At 68.7% G+C, this 15,660-nt stretch carries 13 protein-coding genes and 1 tRNA gene; 2 read left to right on the top strand and 12 right to left on the bottom strand.

Translation table 11 applies throughout. The features are described from left to right. Window positions 1-24 precede the first annotated feature (24 nt). A complete protein-coding gene (locus tag ACZ4YY_RS01345) occupies window positions 25-1,830 on the bottom strand; it encodes a bifunctional metallophosphatase/5'-nucleotidase (RefSeq protein ID WP_468282182.1) in 1,806 nt (601 codons plus the stop codon). Window positions 1,831-2,299: 469 nt separating this feature from the next. On the opposite strand from ACZ4YY_RS01345, the gene pyk reads away from it, so the two are divergent. Continuing rightward, complete coding sequence (pyk, locus tag ACZ4YY_RS01340) at window positions 2,300-3,730, top strand: pyruvate kinase (protein ID WP_468282180.1); 1,431 nt, start codon at window positions 2,300-2,302, stop codon at window positions 3,728-3,730. 3 nt (window positions 3,731-3,733) lie between these two features. Here the strand turns inward: pyk and ACZ4YY_RS01335 are convergent, their stop codons facing one another. Both ACZ4YY_RS01335 and ACZ4YY_RS01330 read right to left on the bottom strand, forming a co-directional pair. Further along, window positions 3,734-4,489 carry a helix-turn-helix domain-containing protein gene (locus ACZ4YY_RS01335; protein ID WP_468282178.1) on the bottom strand — a complete coding sequence of 252 codons (756 nt, stop codon included), beginning with the start codon at window positions 4,487-4,489 and terminating at the stop codon, window positions 3,734-3,736. Window positions 4,490-4,596: 107 nt separating this feature from the next. Then, a tRNA-Leu gene (locus tag ACZ4YY_RS01330) sits at window positions 4,597-4,669 on the bottom strand. Between the two features lie 103 nt (window positions 4,670-4,772). Here ACZ4YY_RS01330 and ACZ4YY_RS01325 point away from each other — a divergent pair. Next, window positions 4,773-5,429 carry an ANTAR domain-containing response regulator gene (locus tag ACZ4YY_RS01325; RefSeq protein ID WP_468282176.1) on the top strand — a complete coding sequence of 219 codons (657 nt, stop codon included), beginning with the start codon at window positions 4,773-4,775 and terminating at the stop codon, window positions 5,427-5,429. 74 nt (window positions 5,430-5,503) lie between these two features. Here the strand turns inward: ACZ4YY_RS01325 and ACZ4YY_RS01320 are convergent, their stop codons facing one another. From ACZ4YY_RS01320 to ACZ4YY_RS01280, 9 genes are all read right to left on the bottom strand, one after another. Then, window positions 5,504-6,220, bottom strand: a complete 717-nt coding sequence (locus ACZ4YY_RS01320) for an ABC transporter ATP-binding protein (RefSeq protein ID WP_468282174.1) — start codon at window positions 6,218-6,220, stop codon at window positions 5,504-5,506. Continuing rightward, entirely contained in the window at window positions 6,217-7,113 is an 897-nt protein-coding gene (locus ACZ4YY_RS01315) for an ABC transporter ATP-binding protein (RefSeq protein WP_468282172.1), read from the bottom strand. The genes ACZ4YY_RS01320 and ACZ4YY_RS01315 overlap by 4 nt, the downstream gene beginning before the upstream one ends. A gap of 5 nt (window positions 7,114-7,118) precedes the next feature. Beyond that, window positions 7,119-8,948: a branched-chain amino acid ABC transporter permease gene (locus ACZ4YY_RS01310; RefSeq protein WP_468282170.1), complete on the bottom strand. Its 1,830-nt coding sequence runs from the start codon at window positions 8,946-8,948 to the stop codon at window positions 7,119-7,121. 8 nt (window positions 8,949-8,956) lie between these two features. After that, window positions 8,957-9,889 (bottom strand): branched-chain amino acid ABC transporter permease, encoded by a 933-nt coding sequence (locus tag ACZ4YY_RS01305; RefSeq protein WP_468282168.1) that lies wholly within the window; start codon window positions 9,887-9,889, stop codon window positions 8,957-8,959. A 115-nt stretch (window positions 9,890-10,004) separates the two neighbouring features. Continuing rightward, the gene (locus ACZ4YY_RS01300; RefSeq protein ID WP_468282166.1) at window positions 10,005-11,237 is read right to left on the bottom strand and encodes a branched-chain amino acid ABC transporter substrate-binding protein; all 1,233 of its coding nucleotides are present in this window, start codon (window positions 11,235-11,237) and stop codon (window positions 10,005-10,007) included. Between the two features lie 290 nt (window positions 11,238-11,527). Further along, complete coding sequence (locus ACZ4YY_RS01295; RefSeq protein ID WP_468283197.1) at window positions 11,528-12,148, bottom strand: Tat pathway signal sequence domain protein; 621 nt, start codon at window positions 12,146-12,148, stop codon at window positions 11,528-11,530. After that, complete coding sequence (locus ACZ4YY_RS01290; RefSeq protein WP_468282164.1) at window positions 12,145-12,552, bottom strand: hypothetical protein; 408 nt, start codon at window positions 12,550-12,552, stop codon at window positions 12,145-12,147. The genes ACZ4YY_RS01295 and ACZ4YY_RS01290 overlap by 4 nt, the downstream gene beginning before the upstream one ends. Window positions 12,553-12,613: 61 nt before the next feature. Further along, the gene (locus tag ACZ4YY_RS01285) at window positions 12,614-13,102 is read right to left on the bottom strand and encodes a hotdog fold thioesterase (protein ID WP_468282162.1); all 489 of its coding nucleotides are present in this window, start codon (window positions 13,100-13,102) and stop codon (window positions 12,614-12,616) included. Window positions 13,103-13,150: 48 nt separating this feature from the next. Next, a complete protein-coding gene (locus ACZ4YY_RS01280; RefSeq protein WP_468282160.1) occupies window positions 13,151-15,430 on the bottom strand; it encodes an FdhF/YdeP family oxidoreductase in 2,280 nt (759 codons plus the stop codon). Between the last annotated feature and the right edge of the window lie 230 nt (window positions 15,431-15,660).

Below are 15,660 nucleotides of genomic sequence, written 5' to 3'. Positions count from 1 at the left end.
CCCACCGTCCCCACCCACCCGGAACTAGAACACCGGCACACCGTTCCGCGTCAGCTTCCAGTCCACCGAAGCGAACTCAGCCGGGTCGATCGCACCCTTCGCCTTCACCCACGAGATCATCGTGTTGCGGATCTCGTCCGAGTTCGACCACAGCAGCTTCGCCGCCGCGACATGCGGGAAGTTGCCCCCACCGTTCGCCCGGTAGTTGTTCACCGCGAACACGAACTGCTTGTCGTCCGCGAGCGGCGCCCCCTCGAACCGCACGTTCGTCACCCGCGACCCGGGCGCCCTGGCGATGTCGATCTCGTACGTCAGACCACCCACCGCGTCGTAGTTGTAGTCCGGCGTACCGTTCGCGTTCGTCAGCTTCGCCGGATCCACCACCGCGTCCGGCGCCGTCTGCACGAAGTAGTTCGCCGAGAACTCCAGATACGCCTTCATCTGCGCACCCGTCATCAGACGGGCCTCCAGCGTGTTCTCGAACACGTACAGACCCGCCACGTCCCGGATCGTCACCTCACCCGCCGGGATCACCGCACTGCGCGAGAACGCCGCCGCCTGCGACAGCACCGGCAGCGCCGCGTACTCCGTCCCAGCCAGCGCCTGCCTCACCGTGTCGGCCTGGATGTGGTTGATCAGATCGATGATCGGCACATCCTTGTACGGTGCCTCAACCGACGTCATCTCCACCGTGTTCGTACCGATGACCTGGTTGACGTACGCCACGACCTTCTCGTGCTCGTCACCCAGCAGCTTCACGATCTTCGGGTCCTCCTCCACCGTGTTGGAGTTCAGGACCTTCGCCCCCACCTTCTCGACCGTCCAACGGCCCCTCTCCCACACCAGCTCGAAGTCGAACAGCGTCAGCCGCTGCCCCCACTTCAGCGGCTCCGACAGCACGACCCGCTTGCCCGTCTCCTTGTTGGCGACGAAGTACTCGGGGATCTCCGTGTGCGCGTGCCCCACGAGGATCGCGTCGATCCCCGGCACCTGCTCGGCCACGAGCCCCGCCGCGTTCTCGATGTACGGCAGCTGGTCACCGTACGACGACGTCCCCGACGAACCGCTGTGCGCCGACACGATGACGACGTCCGCACCCATCGCCCGCAGCTTCGGCACCCACTTCGCCGCCTGCTCCTCCAGACCCGGGAACGTCATCTTCCCCTGCACGTTCGCCTTGTCCCAGATCGCGATCCCCGGGTTCGTCAGACCCAGCACCGCCACCTTCACGTCCCGGCCGAACGGCGTGCACAGCCGGTGCATGCTGTACGGCGCGAACGCCGGCCGCAGCGTCTTCGCGTCCAGCGCGTTGGCACCCAGCAGCGGGAAACGACACTGCTCCTCGAACTTCCGCAGCACCGGAATGCCGTAGTTGAACTCGTGATTGCCCAGCGCCGCCGCGTCGTACCCGATCGCGTTCATCGCCTGCGCCATCGGATGCACCGGACCACCCTGGGCGGTGATCGGGTCCACCTTCGCGTAGTAGTACGACAGCTGCGTGCCCTGGATCGTGTCACCCGCGTCGATGAGCAGCGTGTTCCGACGGCCCTTCTCCCCGCGGATCCGGTCCACCAGCGTGGAGATCTTCGCGAGGCCGACGTCGTTGTGCGCCTTGTCGTCGAACTCCTTGTCCGTGAAGTAGTCCCAGTTGAAGACGTTGCCGTGCAGGTCCGTCGTGCCCATCACGGTGAACGCGTACCGCTTCGCCGGCTTCGCGGGCTTCGCCGCCTCCGCGGCCTGCGCCGCCGGAGCCGCAGCCGCCCCCGCGATCGCCACCCCCGCCCCGGTCGCAGCGGACTTCTTCAGGAACTTCCGGCGATTCAACGGCATGTCTTGCTCTCCTCGGCCACCCGATAACGACGCGCGTAGATAACGCGCGTAGATTCTGACCCGGGCATGACGGAACACAACAGGCCCCGGAGGTTTCGATCTGGTGACCTCACCGAAGCAACCCCATCCCCATAACCGGGTAAGACCCACCAGACCAGGGCGTACGACCCCACCGACACCCCGCCCCGCGCCACCTCACCCCGGCACCCCCGCCCCGCCGACAGCGGTGACCCCACCCCCGGCGCGCACCCCGGCGCCGCCGTCCCCCATCGAGACCGCCCGTGCACCTCGCCATGCCCCCCCACATCCGTGAATTCACCCGATCGGGCAATCTGAAAAGAAGCCACGCATGCCCATCAGAGCACCCCGCCGTACAATTCAACACTTGTCAACCAGGCTTCACGCAAAGGTCGTTGAGCGGACACGCCCCACCAATTCCCTACCCGCCGGTAAGCCCTAGGCTCGAACCATGCGCCGAGCCAAGATCGTCTGCACACTGGGCCCCGCCACCGACGCGTACGACCAGATCAAAGCCCTGGTCGACGCCGGAATGGACGTCGCCCGATTCAACCTCAGTCACGGCACCCACGCCGAGCACGAGGAGCGCTACCACCGCGTCCGAAAGGCATCCGACGAAACCGGCCGCAGCGTCGGAATCCTCGCCGACCTTCAAGGACCGAAGATCCGGCTCGGCCATTTCTCCGAAGGCCCCGTACTCCTCGAACGCGGAGACACCTTCACCATCACCGTCGAAGAAGGAGTCGAAGGCGACCGCCACACCTGCGGCACCACCTACGCCGGCCTCGCCGACGACGTCACCGACGGCGAACGCATCCTCGTCGACGACGGCAAGGTCTGCCTCCAGGTCACCTCCGTCGACGGCCCCCGCGTCCACACCCGAGTGGTGGAAGGCGGCGTCATCTCCGACCACAAGGGACTGAACCTCCCCGGCGTGGCCGTCTCCGTCCCCGCTCTCTCCAAGAAGGACGAGGACGACCTGCGCTGGGCGCTGCGCACCGGCTTCGACGTCGTCGCCCTCTCCTTCGTCCGCAGCGGCCGCGACATCGTGGACGTCCACCGCATCATGGACGAGGAGGGACGACGCCTCCCCGTCATCGCCAAGGTCGAGAAACCGCAGGCGGTCGAGGCGATCGACGACATCGTCGCCGCCTTCGACGGCATCATGGTCGCCCGCGGCGACCTCGGCGTGGAGATGCCCCTCGAACAGGTCCCCATCGTCCAGAAACGCGCGATCAAGCTCGCCAAACGCAACGCCAAGCCCGTCATCGTCGCCACCCAGATGCTCGACTCCATGATCGAGAACTCCCGCCCCACCCGGGCCGAGGCCTCCGACGTGGCCAACGCCGTCATCGACGGCACGGACGCGGTGATGCTGTCGGGCGAGACCAGCGTCGGCAAGTACCCCGGCCAGGCCGTCCGCACCATGTCCAAGATCGTGGCAGCGGCGGAGGAGGACATCCTCGCCAAGGGCCTCCCACCCCTCACGGAGAACAACAAGCCCCGCACCCAGGGCGGCGCGGTCGCCCGGGCGGCGGCCGAGATCGGCGACTTCCTCGGCGCCCGGTTCCTCGTCGCCTTCACCCAGTCGGGCGACACCGCCCGCCGCCTCTCCCGCTACCGCTCGCCCATTCCCCTGCTGGCCTTCACCCCGGAGCCGGCGACCCGCTCCCGGCTGAGCGCGACCTGGGGCGTCGAAACCTTCCTCGGCCCGCAGGCCGGCTCCACGGACGCGATGGTCGCCCAGGTGGACGAACTCCTGCTGAGGTACGGCCGTTGCCGCAAAGGAGACGTCGTGGTCATCACGGCCGGCTCCCCGCCCGGCGTGTCGGGGTCGACGAACATGGTGCGGGTGCACCACATCGGGGAGGACGACGCGTAGGGGTCAGCACTTGGGGCCCACATGGGTGTCGAGAAGGGCGACGGAGGCTCTGCGGGCCACGGAGATGTTGAACGGGATCCCGTTGCGGGTGCAGTACGTCCACTCGACGCCCAGCTTGTCGAGGGTGTCGGTGTAAAGGCGGCGGATGTCCTCGGATGTGTTGGTGAAGAAGTACCGCGGGTATTCGTAGCGTTTGCGCTCGCCCCCGGCCGTGCGCGTCGTCCAGTTGGTGATGCGGCATCCGTCGGAATGGATGAGCCCCCGGACGAACTCCCACGGGTGGGCGTCGACGATGGCCTGCTGCCAGCATTCGAGCGCGATACGGCGCTCGTGTTTCCTGCCGGGGCCGTGTTGGGGAAAGAGGGTCGGCCAGTGCCGGGAGTAGGAGGTCGCCATGACACACCCCTGCTTCTGCACGGTGTATACGCCGATGCCCGGGCGCACCCCGGTGATGGCCTCGCGGCACTGCCGGATGAGCCCGGGCCACGCATCCGCGCAGGCGATCCTCAGGTAGTAACCGTTCCGACGGTGCGGACTGATGCAGCCGTCGCCCAGATAGAGCCCGAGAAGGTAGGCGTACGCGCGCTCGTCAGCGGGTGGCCCTGGAGCCGCGGGTGCGATGCGGGGCAAGGGCTCCAACCGGTGCTGCCAGGAGCGGACGGCGGCACGGGAGATGCCCGTCTCGCGGCTCACCGAGTTCAGGCTCCGGCCCTGCGCCACGAGGGCGAGTGCTCGCTTACGTGTGCTGATGTCGTACATGCGAGCACGATGCGAGAGTGATCGCCGCGACACGCAGCAAAAAAGTGGATGTTCACGAGAACGTGGGCATCCACTTCTATCGGCGATCTTTGAAAACCAAGGAAAAGTGCCCCGAGTCGGATTCGAACCGACGCTGGATGGTGTTTGAGACCATTGCCTCTGCCGCTGGGCTACCGGGGCTCCCTTTGAAAGAAAGGTCGACGGCCACCCGCCGTGCCCCCACCTTACCGCAGCTAGGTACGCTCTTGTCAGCAGCACCCCTGCCCTGAACGAGGAGCTCCCCGTGACCGCCCCCGAGTCGCCCCAGCCCGTAGACGCGCCCGACGACGACAAGTCGCACGTGCCTCCGCTGACGACCCGTGTCGTCATCGCCGAGGACGAGGCCCTGATCCGGCTCGACCTCAAAGAGATGCTGGAGGAGGAGGGCTACACCGTCGTCGGTGAGGCCGGTGACGGCGAGCAGGCGGTCGAGCTGGCCCGCGAGCACCAGCCGGACCTCGTCATCCTGGATGTGAAGATGCCGAAGCTGGACGGCATCTCCGCGGCCGAGAAGATCGCGGAGGAGCGGATCGCCCCGGTGCTGATGCTGACGGCGTTCTCGCAGCGTGATCTGGTGGAGCGGGCGCGGGACGCGGGGGCGATGGCGTACCTGGTGAAGCCGTTCAGCAAGAGTGATGTCGTTCCGGCGATCGAGATGGCCGTCTCGCGGTTCACGGAGTTGAAGGAGCTGGAGAAGGAGGTCGCGGACCTTACGCTGCGTCTGGAGACGCGGAAGCTGGTGGACCGGGCGAAGTCGATCCTCCAGACGGAGTACGGGCTGACGGAGCCGGCGGCGTTCCGTTGGATCCAGAAGACGTCGATGGACCGGCGGATGTCGATGCAGCAGGTGGCGGAGGCCGTCATTCAGGACGCGGAGGAGAAGAAGGCGTCCAAGGGCTGAGTGGTCCGACGGCGTATGCGGTGAGGCCCGCACCCCGGGAGGGGGTGCGGGCCTCTGTGTTGGCGGGGGTGGGGTCAGTCCTCGCCGAGGTAGGCCTTGCGGACCGACTCGTCGTGCAGCAGGTGCTGGCCGGTGCCGGAGAGGACGATCTTGCCGATCTCCATGACGTGGCCGTGGTCGGCCAGGGAGAGGGCGGCCTGGGCGTTCTGTTCGACGAGGAGGATCGTCGTGCCCTGGGACTTCAGTTCGGCGATCGTGGCCATGATCTTCTGCATCATGATCGGTGAGAGGCCCATGGAGGGTTCGTCGAGCATGAGCAGCTTGGGCTGGGACATGAGGGCGCGGCCCATGGCGAGCATCTGCTGTTCGCCGCCGGACAGTGTTCCCGCGGCCTGCTTCCTGCGTTCGCCGAGGATCGGGAAGAGGTCGTAGGCGCGCTGGATGTCCTTGTCGATGCCTGGCTTGTCGCTGCGGAGGAAGGCGCCGAGGCGGAGGTTGTCCTCGATCGTCATGCGGGGGAAGATGTGGCGGCCTTCGGGGGAGTGGGCCAGTCCCAGCGAGACGATGTTGTGGGCGGGGATCTTCTTCAGCGATTTGCCGTTGAACCTGATCTGGCCGCCGACCGGCTTGAGCAGCCCGGAGAGGGTGCGCAGGGTGGTGGTCTTGCCGGCGCCGTTGGTGCCGATGAGGGTGACGACTTCGCCGGCGTCGACCTTGAAGGAGATGCCTTTGACGGCTTCGATCTTGCCGTAGGCGACCCTGAGGTCTTCGACTTCGAGCAGTGCGGTCATCGGTCGTTCTCCTTGCCGGGCGCGGCGTCCGTCGTGGTGTCGGCGTTCGCTTCGGCGGCCTCGACTTCGGCGATTTCTTCTGCGCCGGGGGCGTTTTCGAAGGGTTCGCCGAGGTAGGCGGCGATGACGCGTTCGTCGCCCTGGACGGTGGCGCTGTCGCCTTCGATGAGCTTCTGGCCCTGGACGAGGACGGCGACGCGGTCGCAGAGGTTGAAGATGAAGCGCATGTCGTGCTCGATGACGAGGACGGCGATGCCCTTGTCGCGGATGGCGAAGACGAGTTCCTCGGTGGTGCGTGTTTCCTGGGGGTTCATGCCGGCGGTGGGCTCGTCGAGGAGGAGCAGGCCGGGTTCGCTGGCGAGTGCGCGGGCGATTTCCAGTTTGCGCTGTTCGCCGTAGGGGAGGTTGCGGGCGAGGTGTTCGGCCTTCTTCTCGAGTCCGACGAACTCGAGGAGTTCCATGGCGCGTTCGCGGGAGGCGGCTTCGGCTTTGTGGAAGCCGGGGCCGCGCAGGACGGCGGACCAGAAGCCTTCTTTGGTGCGGGTGTGGCGGCCGACGAGGACGTTCTCGAGGACCGACATGTTGGCGAACAGGCGGATGTTCTGGAAGGTGCGGGCGATGCCTGCGGCGGTGACCTTGAAGGATTTGGGCGGCAGGACGGTGCCCTTGTAGCGGACTTCGCCCTCGGTGGGGATGTAGAGGCCGGTGAGGCAGTTGAAGAAGGTGGTCTTGCCGGCGCCGTTGGGGCCGATGAGGCCGACGATCTCGCCGCTGTTGACGGTGAGGTTGACGTCGCGTACGGCGGTGAGGCCGCCGAAGCGCATGGTGACGCCGCGGGCGTCGAGGACCGTCTGGCCGACGGCGGTGTCCTTGGTGGTGGTGTCGGTGGTCATGTGGGTCAGGCCCCCGTCTTGCTCAGGACTGTGGGCGCTTCGGCCTCTTCGTGGAATTCGAGTTGGCGGCGCCGGTTCGGGATGAGGCCTTCGGGGCGGAAGCGCATGAGGAGGATGAGTGCGAGTCCGAAGGCGAAGAGCTGGTATTCGCCCATGAACTGGAGCTTGTTGGGGATGAGGAAGAGCAGGGCCGCGCCGATGAGGGGTCCGCTGATGGTGCCCATGCCGCCGAGGACGACCGCGGCGAGGAGGAAGGCGGAGTTGGGCGGGATGGGTCCGGCGAAGAGGTACTGCTCGGGTGTCACGGTGTACGTGACGTGGGCCTGGACGGTTCCGGCGAGGCCGGCGAGGGAGGCGCCGACGGCGAAGGCGATGAGTTTGACGCGGAAGCCGTTGATGCCCATGGCGAGTGCGGCGGTCTCGTCCTCGCGGATGGCGACCCAGGCGCGGCCGATGCGGGAGTCGCCGCTGCGTCGGAAGACGAGGACGACGATCGCCGTGATGAGCAGCATCAGGAAGAAGTAGTTGGCGAAGCGTCCGATGGTGAAGCCGGCGATGGTGTGTTCGAGGCCGAAGTCGAAGCCGAGGATGTCGAGGTTCGGGATCGAGGAGATGCCGTTGGAGCCGTTGGTGACGTCGGGTCCGGAGGTGCCGTCGAGGTTGTTGACGCCGATGCGGAAGATCTCGCCGAAGCCGAGGGTGACGATGGCGAGGTAGTCGCCGCGCAGGCGCAGGGTGGGGGCGCCGATGAGGACGCCGAAGACGAGGGAGGCGAGTGCTCCGACGAGGACGGCGGCCCAGAAGGGGAATTTGACGTCGAAGGGGGAGCTGGGGGAGCCGGAGACGAGGGCGGCGGCGTAGGCGCCGACGCCGAGGAAGGCGACGTAGCCGAGGTCGAGGAGGCCGGCGAGGCCGACGACGATGTTCAGTCCGAGGGCGACGGTGGCGAAGATGAGGATGTAGACGCCGAGGGTCGCGTACTGGTCGTCGGTCTGGGTGAAGGGGAAGAGGGCGGCGGCGACGAAGGCGCCGCAGATGGTGATGTTCTGGTGGCGGGCGGTGATCTGGCTGGCCTGGTTGATGAGGCCGGTCTTGTTGAGGGCGGCGAAGCCGAACCCGGCGGTGATGAGGAAGCCGATGAACAGTTCGTCGTACTCGGTGCCGATGCCGTAGGTGAAGACGGTGAGGCCGAGGGCGAGGATCGCGGTGATGATCAGGATCTCGGCGTAGGCGGGGAGCGGGGGTACGGCGCGGGGGGTTCCGGAGGCGACGGCCGCCTTGAGGGTGGTCCAGCGGTGGGCGGCGTTGTGCTTGAAGTGTTCCCAGCCGGTGTCGTCGGGGTCGATGGGGTCGGGTTCGGGCCACTCGAAGGGCAGTGCGAGTGCGCCGAGGAGGGCGGCGAGGGTGGCCAGGGCGACGATGTAGCCGCCGGGTTCGAGGTTGACGAGGCCGCCGAGGTCGACGCTGATGGCGATGACGGTGTACCAGGCGGTGGTGAACGCGGCGAGGGCGGCGAGTTTGAGTGCGGCGTCGGCGCCGGCGGGGACGAGCCAGCTCAGGCCTTTGGTGCCGTAGGAGGCGAGGCCGAGGAGGGTGGTGAGGGCGCCGCCTATGAGGACGAGCCACTGGAGGCCGCCGGGGTAGCCGTAGACGGTGAGGTCGCCGGGGAAGGCGGAGGTCCAGGTCCAGGCGAGGAAGGCGGAGACGACGGTGAGCGCGCCGCCGGCGGTGGCGGTGGCGCGGGCGATGTTCTCCGGGAGGGGGACGATGCCCTTGGTGACGCTCGGCGTGGGGGGCGTACTGGGCGCGTCGGTGGAGGTGATCTGTGTGGTCATCGTGGTTCTCACGCCCTGTCTGCGACGCGCTCGCCGAGGAGGCCCTGGGGCCTGAACAGGAGCACGAGGATGAGGAGTACGAAGGCCCAGACGTTGGCCCAGGACTGGCCGCCGAGCTGCTGCATGCCGGGGATCTCGTCGATGTAGGCGGTGGCGAGGGTTTCGGCGATGCCGAGGACGACGCCGCCGATCATGGCTCCGTAGATGTTGCCGATGCCGCCGAGGACGGCGGCGGTGAAGGCTTTGAGGCCGAGGATGAAGCCCATGGTGAAGTCGATCTGGCCGTAGCGCAGTCCGTAGGCGACGGCTCCGACGGCGGCGAAGACGGCGCCGAGGGCGAAGGCGATGACGATGATGCGGTCGGTGTTGACGCCCATGAGCTTGGCGGTGTCGGGGTCCTGGGCGGTGGCCTGCATGCCGCGTCCGGTGCGGGTCTTCATGACGAAGTAGCCGAGGATGGCCATGCTGAGGGGGGCGGCGATGAAGAGGAAGATGTCGCCGGTCTGGATGGTGACGCTGCCGATTTCGTAGGGGCCGCCGGGGAGGTGGGGGAACCGGATGGCTTCGGTGGCGTCGGGGTACCAGGCCCATACGGCCTGCTGGAGGGCGAGGGAGAGGCCGATGGCGGTGATGAGGGGAGCGAGGCGGGGGGCGTTGCGCAGTGGCCGGTAGGCGAACCGTTCCGCTCCCACGGCGACCGTGACGGAGACCAGCATGGCCCCTATGAGCATGAGGGGCAGGGCGATCCACATGGTGGTGCCGTCCGGCAGGATGTACAGGTAGACCGTGATGGCGCCGAAGGCACCGGTCATGAAGATCTCGCCGTGGGCGAAGTTGATGAGCTGGACGATGCCATAGACCATTGTGTAGCCGATGGCGACCAGCCCGTACATGGATCCCAGTAGCAGGCCGTTGACCAGCTGCTGCGGCAGTTCGTTCACCGCATGTCCTCCGAGACGGTTCGGATAGTTCGACGGATGTGGCCGGATGCGAGTGCGCGCGGGGCGCCAGTGGAACAGCGCCCCGCGCGGCTCGTGTGTGGTGCGGGTGTGGGGGTCAGCCGGTGTAGGTGCCGGACTTGACGGCGGCCCAGGCACCGTTCTTGACGGCGTAGACGGTGAGCTGCTTGTTGGTGGCGTCACCGAACTCGTCGAAGGAGACCTTGCCGGTCACACCGTCGAAGGAGACACCCTGCATGGCCTCGGTGACCTTGGCGCGGGCGTCGTCGGGGAGCTTGCCGTCGTTGGCGTCGACGACCTTCTTGACGGCTTCGATGACCGCCCAGGCGGAGTCGTAGGAGTAGCCGCCGTAGGCGCCGTAGGCCTCCTTGTAGCCTCCGGCCTTGTAGTTGGCGACGAAGTCCTTGGCGGAGGCGAGTTCCTCGACGGGGGCGCCGACGGAGGTGGCGAGGTCGCCGGTGGCGTCGGTGCCGGCCAGTTCGATGTAGGTCGGGTCGAAGATGCCGTCACCGCCGACGACGGGGATCTTGGCGCCGGCGGCCTTGATCTGCTTGCTGAGCGGGCCGGCCTGGGGGTATTCGCCGCCGTAGTAGACGACGTCGGCGCCGGAGCTCTTGACCTGGGTGGCGACCGCGGAGAAGTCCTTGGTGGTGGGGTCGATGTGCTGGGTGCCCACGACCTGGCCGCCGAGCTTCTTGAACTCCGCGGTGAAGGTGGCGGCGAGGCCGGCGCCGTAGGTCTTCTTGTCGTCGATGACGAAGACCTTCTTCTTCTTGGCGTCGTTGAAGACGTACTGCGCGGCGAACGGGCCCTGGACGGCGTCGGTGGTCGCGGTGCGGAAGTACGACTTGTAGGTGCGCTTCTTGCTGTTCTGCCAGTCGGTGCCCTGGGTCAGCGCCGGGTTGGTGTTGGCCGGGGAGACCTGGACCAGCTTGGCGTCGTCGAAGACCTTCTGCATGGATTCGGCGACGGAGGAGTTGAGGGGGCCGACGACGCCGAGGACGTCCTTGTTGGCGACGAACTTGGTGGCGTTCTGCTGGCCGGCGGAGGGCTGGGCCTGGTCGTCGAGCGCCTCGACCTTGAAGGTGACGCCGTCGACGAGCTTCTGCTTGTTGGCGGTCTTGGCCGCGAGGTCGGCCGAGTTCTTGATGCCGAGGCCAAGCGCGGACAGGTCGCCGGTGAGCGGGGCGTCGACGCCGATGACCACGGTGGTGCCGCCGCCGCCCTCGGAGTCGGAGCCGCCGTCGCCGCCGCGGGAGCCGCAGGCGGTGAGGGTGAGTGCTCCTGCCGCCAGCGCGGCGGTGATGGCGATGAACGAACGTTGACGCACGATCCAGTCCTTTCCCTGGCACGGCCCTCCCCTCTGTGGAAGAGGCCGAGTCGAACGCCGGTCCGAAGAGGATTTCCGGCCGCGCGGTGACTGGCCGTGACTCTAAGCGGGTGAAGGGAACGTGGAGGAGGGTCTGACCAAGGCTGTGACGCTCTTGTTATGACACGAGGTAATGCAGAGCGGTACTGAGTGGGTGGAACGGCAGAATTCCAGCCGATTCGCCCTGTCCGCATGCTGAGAATTCGCAGGAGGGGGCCGGGTCGTTTCAGGCGTCTCAGGTGTTTTGGTGATTACCGGAACTCGTTGCTGCAGGCGACTTGTAGGGCGTGGGAGAGGTCCTCGGCGTACCGCGGACCGAGGATGTAGCTGTGCTCTTCCATTGCGTGGCTATTACGTAGAGTTACGTCCAGGAAAGGGAGTCCGGCGTTCGCAGGCACTTTTCCGCATTCGGTCACATGCGCCGTTACGGCGATCTTGCGGGCGGAACCCGCCTTCGTGCGGAAAGGGGGCCGGGGGGACGAGGTGAGGTGAAGCCCGGCATAGGGCTGCGTCAGCCGTGTCACGGTGACCGGCGGACCGGAGTCGACGCCGAGCAGCACCTCGAAGGCGAAGCTCCGCGGCGGGGCACCCGGCGGCGGGACGGCGGTGCCGAGGTAGACGACGTTCACGACCTGGGAGGGGAACGGCGGTTCGGGCGAGTCGGCCTGGCGGTCGCGGGGCCGGGTGGCGTACAGGACGCCCCCGGCCGTCAGCAGGGCGGTGGCTGCGACGAGGGCGAGGACGGCCCGGCGGTGGGCGTCGCAGAAGCGCAGGGGCCGGCTGCGCGCACGGGCGGGGGCCGGGGCGGGCGCGTCCGGGGGGCCCCACGTGCCCGTGCCCTCGCCGGGCTCGACGGGACCGATGCCGCTCACTGCCACGGGCCCTTTCCCGGGCCGCCGGAGCGGTACCAGTCGACGCAGCCCTCGCGTGCCTCACGATCGATCAACCGGTCCGCCGCCTCGGCTCCCTGACGTCTCTTCGCAGCCCGCGCCGCGTCCACGACCGACCGCAGGATGTCGTACTGCCCGTTGGACAGGCCCATCGACTGGTAGTCCCCGTAGGTGGTGCCGTCGAGCACCTCGCGTGACCAGTGGGCGACGATCCGGGCGCACAGGACCTCGGCCGGGGTGGCGCTCGCCGACGGGGTGCCGCTCGCCGTGGTGCGCTGTGCCTCCGCGGGGTCGGCGCCGCCGCAGCCGGTCGTCAACGCGGCGGTCACGAGCGCGAGTCCGAGCAGCCGCCGCGCCCCCGGCCGAGGGGCTCCTCCCGTTGCCATCCCCCGACGCTAGGCCGCCCGGCGGCGCGGGGCAACGGGGTCCCCGCTCGCGAGGGGCGGCTCACTCCGTCGTGGGCACGTGGTCCTCGTCGCCGGGCCGCACGTCCCGCAGCAGGCACGTCAGCCGCGCCGTGCACACCCGGCGGCCCGCCTCGTCGCTGATGACGATCTCGTACGTCGCCGTCGACCGGCCCCGGTGCACGGGCGTGGCCACGCCGGTGACCAGGCCGGAGCGGGCGCCGCGGTGGTGGGTGCAGTTGAGGTCGACGCCAACGGCGATCTTGGAGCTGCCGCCGTGCAGCATCGACCCGACCGAGCCGAGGGTCTCCGCGAGCACCGCCGAGGCCCCGCCGTGCAGCAGGCCGTAGGGCTGGGTGTTGCCCTCGACCGGCATCGTGCCCACGACCCGGTCCACGGAGGCCTCGAGGATCTGCACACCCATGCGGGTGCCCAGGTGTCCGGCGGAGAACAGGGCCGGGAGGTCGACGCCGAGCGCCGCGTACTCGTCGATGACCTCCTGCGGGAACTTCACGTGCTGCTGCTCGCCCATGGGGCCCGGCTCCGTTCGTCGATCCACGTCCGTCGGCTGAGCAAACGCTCAGTCGGTCGTCGATTGTTCCAGACGGACCACGACGGACTTGCTGGCCGGGGTGTTGGAGGTGTCCGCGGTGGCGTCCAGCGGCACCAAAACGTTCGTCTCCGGGTAGTAGGCGGCCGCGCAGCCCCGCGCCGTCGGGTAGACCACCACCCGGAATCCGGGCGCCCGCCGCTCCACGCCGTCCCTCCACTCGCCGACGAGGTCGACGTACGAGCCGTCGGCCACGCCGAGCTCCCGCGCGTCCTCGGCGTTCACCAGCACCACCCGGCGGCCGTTCCTGATGCCCCGGTAGCGGTCGTCCAGACCGTAGACGGTGGTGTTGTACTGGTCGTGCGAGCGCAGCGTCTGCAGCAGCAGGCGCCCGGCGGGCAGCCGCGGGTACTCGACCGGCGCCGCCGTGAAGTTGGCCTTGCCGGTGGCGGTGGGGAAGCGGCGCTCGTCGCGCGGTGCGTGCGGGAGGGTGAAGCCGCCCGGGCGGGCCACGCGCGCGTTGAAGTCCTCGAAGCCGGGGATCACGCGCGCGATGCGGTCACGGATCGTGGCGTAGTCCTTCTCGAACTCCTCCCACGGCACCCGGCTGTCCTCGCCCAGCACCCGGCGCGCCAGCCGGCAGACGATCGCCGGCTCCGACAGCAGGTGCGCGCTCGCGGGCTCCAGACGGCCCCGGGAGGCGTGCACCATGCCCATGGAGTCCTCCACGGTCACGAACTGCTCGCCCGCGCCCTGCAGATCGCGCTCGGTGCGGCCGAGCGTCGGCAGGATCAGCGCACGCGCGCCCGTCACGACGTGCGAGCGGTTGAGCTTCGTCGACACGTGCACCGTCAGGCGGGCGCGCCGCACGGCCGCCTCCGTGACCTCCGTGTCCGGGGAGGCGGAGACGAAGTTGCCGCCCATCGCGAAGAACACCTTCGCCTCGCCGTCGCGCAGCGCGCGGATGGCCCGTACGACGTCGAAGCCGTGCGCGCGCGGCGGTGCGAAGCCGAACTCCTTCTCCAGGGCGTCCAGGAAGGCCGGGGCCGGGCGCTCGAAGATGCCCATGGTGCGGTCGCCCTGCACGTTGGAGTGGCCGCGCACCGGGCACACACCCGCGCCCGGACGGCCGATGTTGCCGCGCAGCAGCAGGAAGTTGACCACCTCGCGGATGGTCGGCACCGAGTGCTTGTGCTGGGTCAGACCCATCGCCCAGCACACGATGGTGCGCTCGGAGGCCAGCACCATGGCCAGGGCCCGCTCGATGTCGGTGCGGGACAGGCCCGTGGCGGTGAGCGTCTCGTCCCAGTCGGCGGCGCGCGCGGTCTCGGCGAACTCCTCGAAGCCGTGGGTGTGGTCGCGGACGAAGTCCTCGTCGACCGCGCCCCGCGTCTGCAGGATCAGCTTGTTGAGGAGCCGGAAGAGGGCCTGGTCGCCGCCGAGGCGGATCTGCAGGAACAGGTCGGTGAGCGCGGAGCCCGCGGCGAGCCCCTTGGCGGTCTGGGGGTTCTTGAAGCGCTCCAGGCCGGCCTCGGGCAGCGGGTTGACGCTGATGACCTTCGCGCCGTTCGCCTTCGCCCGCTCCAGTGCCGAGAGCATGCGCGGATGGTTGGTGCCCGGGTTCTGGCCGGCCACGATGATCAGGTCGGCCTTGTAGAAGTCCTCCAGCAGGACGCTGCCCTTGCCGATGCCGATCGTCTCCGACAGGGCCGAGCCGGAGGACTCGTGGCACATGTTGGAGCAGTCCGGCAGGTTGTTGGTGCCGAGCTCGCGCGCGAACAGCTGGTAGAGGAACGCGGCCTCGTTGCTGGTGCGGCCCGAGGTGTAGAAGACCGCCTCGTCGGGGGAGGCGAGGGCGGCCATCTCCTCGGCGACGATGTCGAAGGCGCGCTCCCAGGAGACCGGCTCGTAGCGGTCCGCCCCCTCGGGGAGGTACATGGGGTGCGTCAGGCGGCCCTGCTGTCCCAGCCAGTAGCCGCTGCGGGTCGCCAGGTCCGCCACCGGGTGCGCGGCGAAGAACTCCGGGGTGACCCGGCGCAGCGTGGCCTCCTCCGCCACCGCCTTCGCGCCGTTCTCGCAGAACTCCGCGGCGTGCCGGTGGTCCGGCTCCGGCCAGGCGCAGCCCGGGCAGTCGAAGCCGTCCTTCTGGTTCACCCGCAGCAGGGTCAGGGCGGTGCGCTTCACGCCCATCTGCTGCTGGGCGATCCGCAGCGTGTGTCCGATGGCCGGCAGGCCGGCCGCCGCGTGCTTCGGCTCGGCGACCTGCGGCGCGTCCTGGACCGGGTCGGCCTTGGGCGGCTTCGTTGCCATCGCGGCGCTCTCCTTAGCTGACGCGGGTGACACGTCTGTGCGTGCCTCTGCTTCCGATCCTCGCACGCGACACCGACAGCGGGGGCGGGCGGTCGTGCGGAGGCCTCGTCCGCGCGGAACGAGGGGCCCCGGTCCGGGCCGCGCCTGCGGGTGCGGGGGTCGGTTCCGGGCCGGGTCCGCCCGGTGGGAGTCCCTGATCATCGTCGCGCGACGAGCCCGCTGCGCGGGCG

The organism is Streptomyces sp. NPDC030143 (assembly GCF_055573695.1).
The sequence above is the reverse complement of the archived record's forward strand: the minus strand, read 5'-3'. Positions and strand labels throughout refer to the sequence as shown.

Bases quoted from the DNA above. Each gene is read 5' to 3' on its own strand.
- ACZ4YY_RS01335 (WP_468282178.1), bottom strand. From the start codon at position 4,489: ATGTACGACATCAGCACACGTAAGCGAGCACTCGCCCTCGTGGCGCAG.
- ACZ4YY_RS01345 (WP_468282182.1), bottom strand. From the start codon at position 1,830: ATGCCGTTGAATCGCCGGAAGTTCCTGAAGAAGTCCGCTGCGACCGGG.
- ACZ4YY_RS01290 (WP_468282164.1), bottom strand. From the start codon at position 12,552: ATGGCAACGGGAGGAGCCCCTCGGCCGGGGGCGCGGCGGCTGCTCGGA.
- ACZ4YY_RS01320 (WP_468282174.1), bottom strand. From the start codon at position 6,220: ATGACCGCACTGCTCGAAGTCGAAGACCTCAGGGTCGCCTACGGCAAG.
- ACZ4YY_RS01310 (WP_468282170.1), bottom strand. From the start codon at position 8,948: ATGACCACACAGATCACCTCCACCGACGCGCCCAGTACGCCCCCCACG.
- ACZ4YY_RS01285 (WP_468282162.1), bottom strand. From the start codon at position 13,102: ATGGGCGAGCAGCAGCACGTGAAGTTCCCGCAGGAGGTCATCGACGAG.
- pyk (WP_468282180.1), top strand. From the start codon at position 2,300: ATGCGCCGAGCCAAGATCGTCTGCACACTGGGCCCCGCCACCGACGCG.
- ACZ4YY_RS01315 (WP_468282172.1), bottom strand. From the start codon at position 7,113: ATGACCACCGACACCACCACCAAGGACACCGCCGTCGGCCAGACGGTC.
- ACZ4YY_RS01280 (WP_468282160.1), bottom strand. From the start codon at position 15,430: ATGGCAACGAAGCCGCCCAAGGCCGACCCGGTCCAGGACGCGCCGCAG.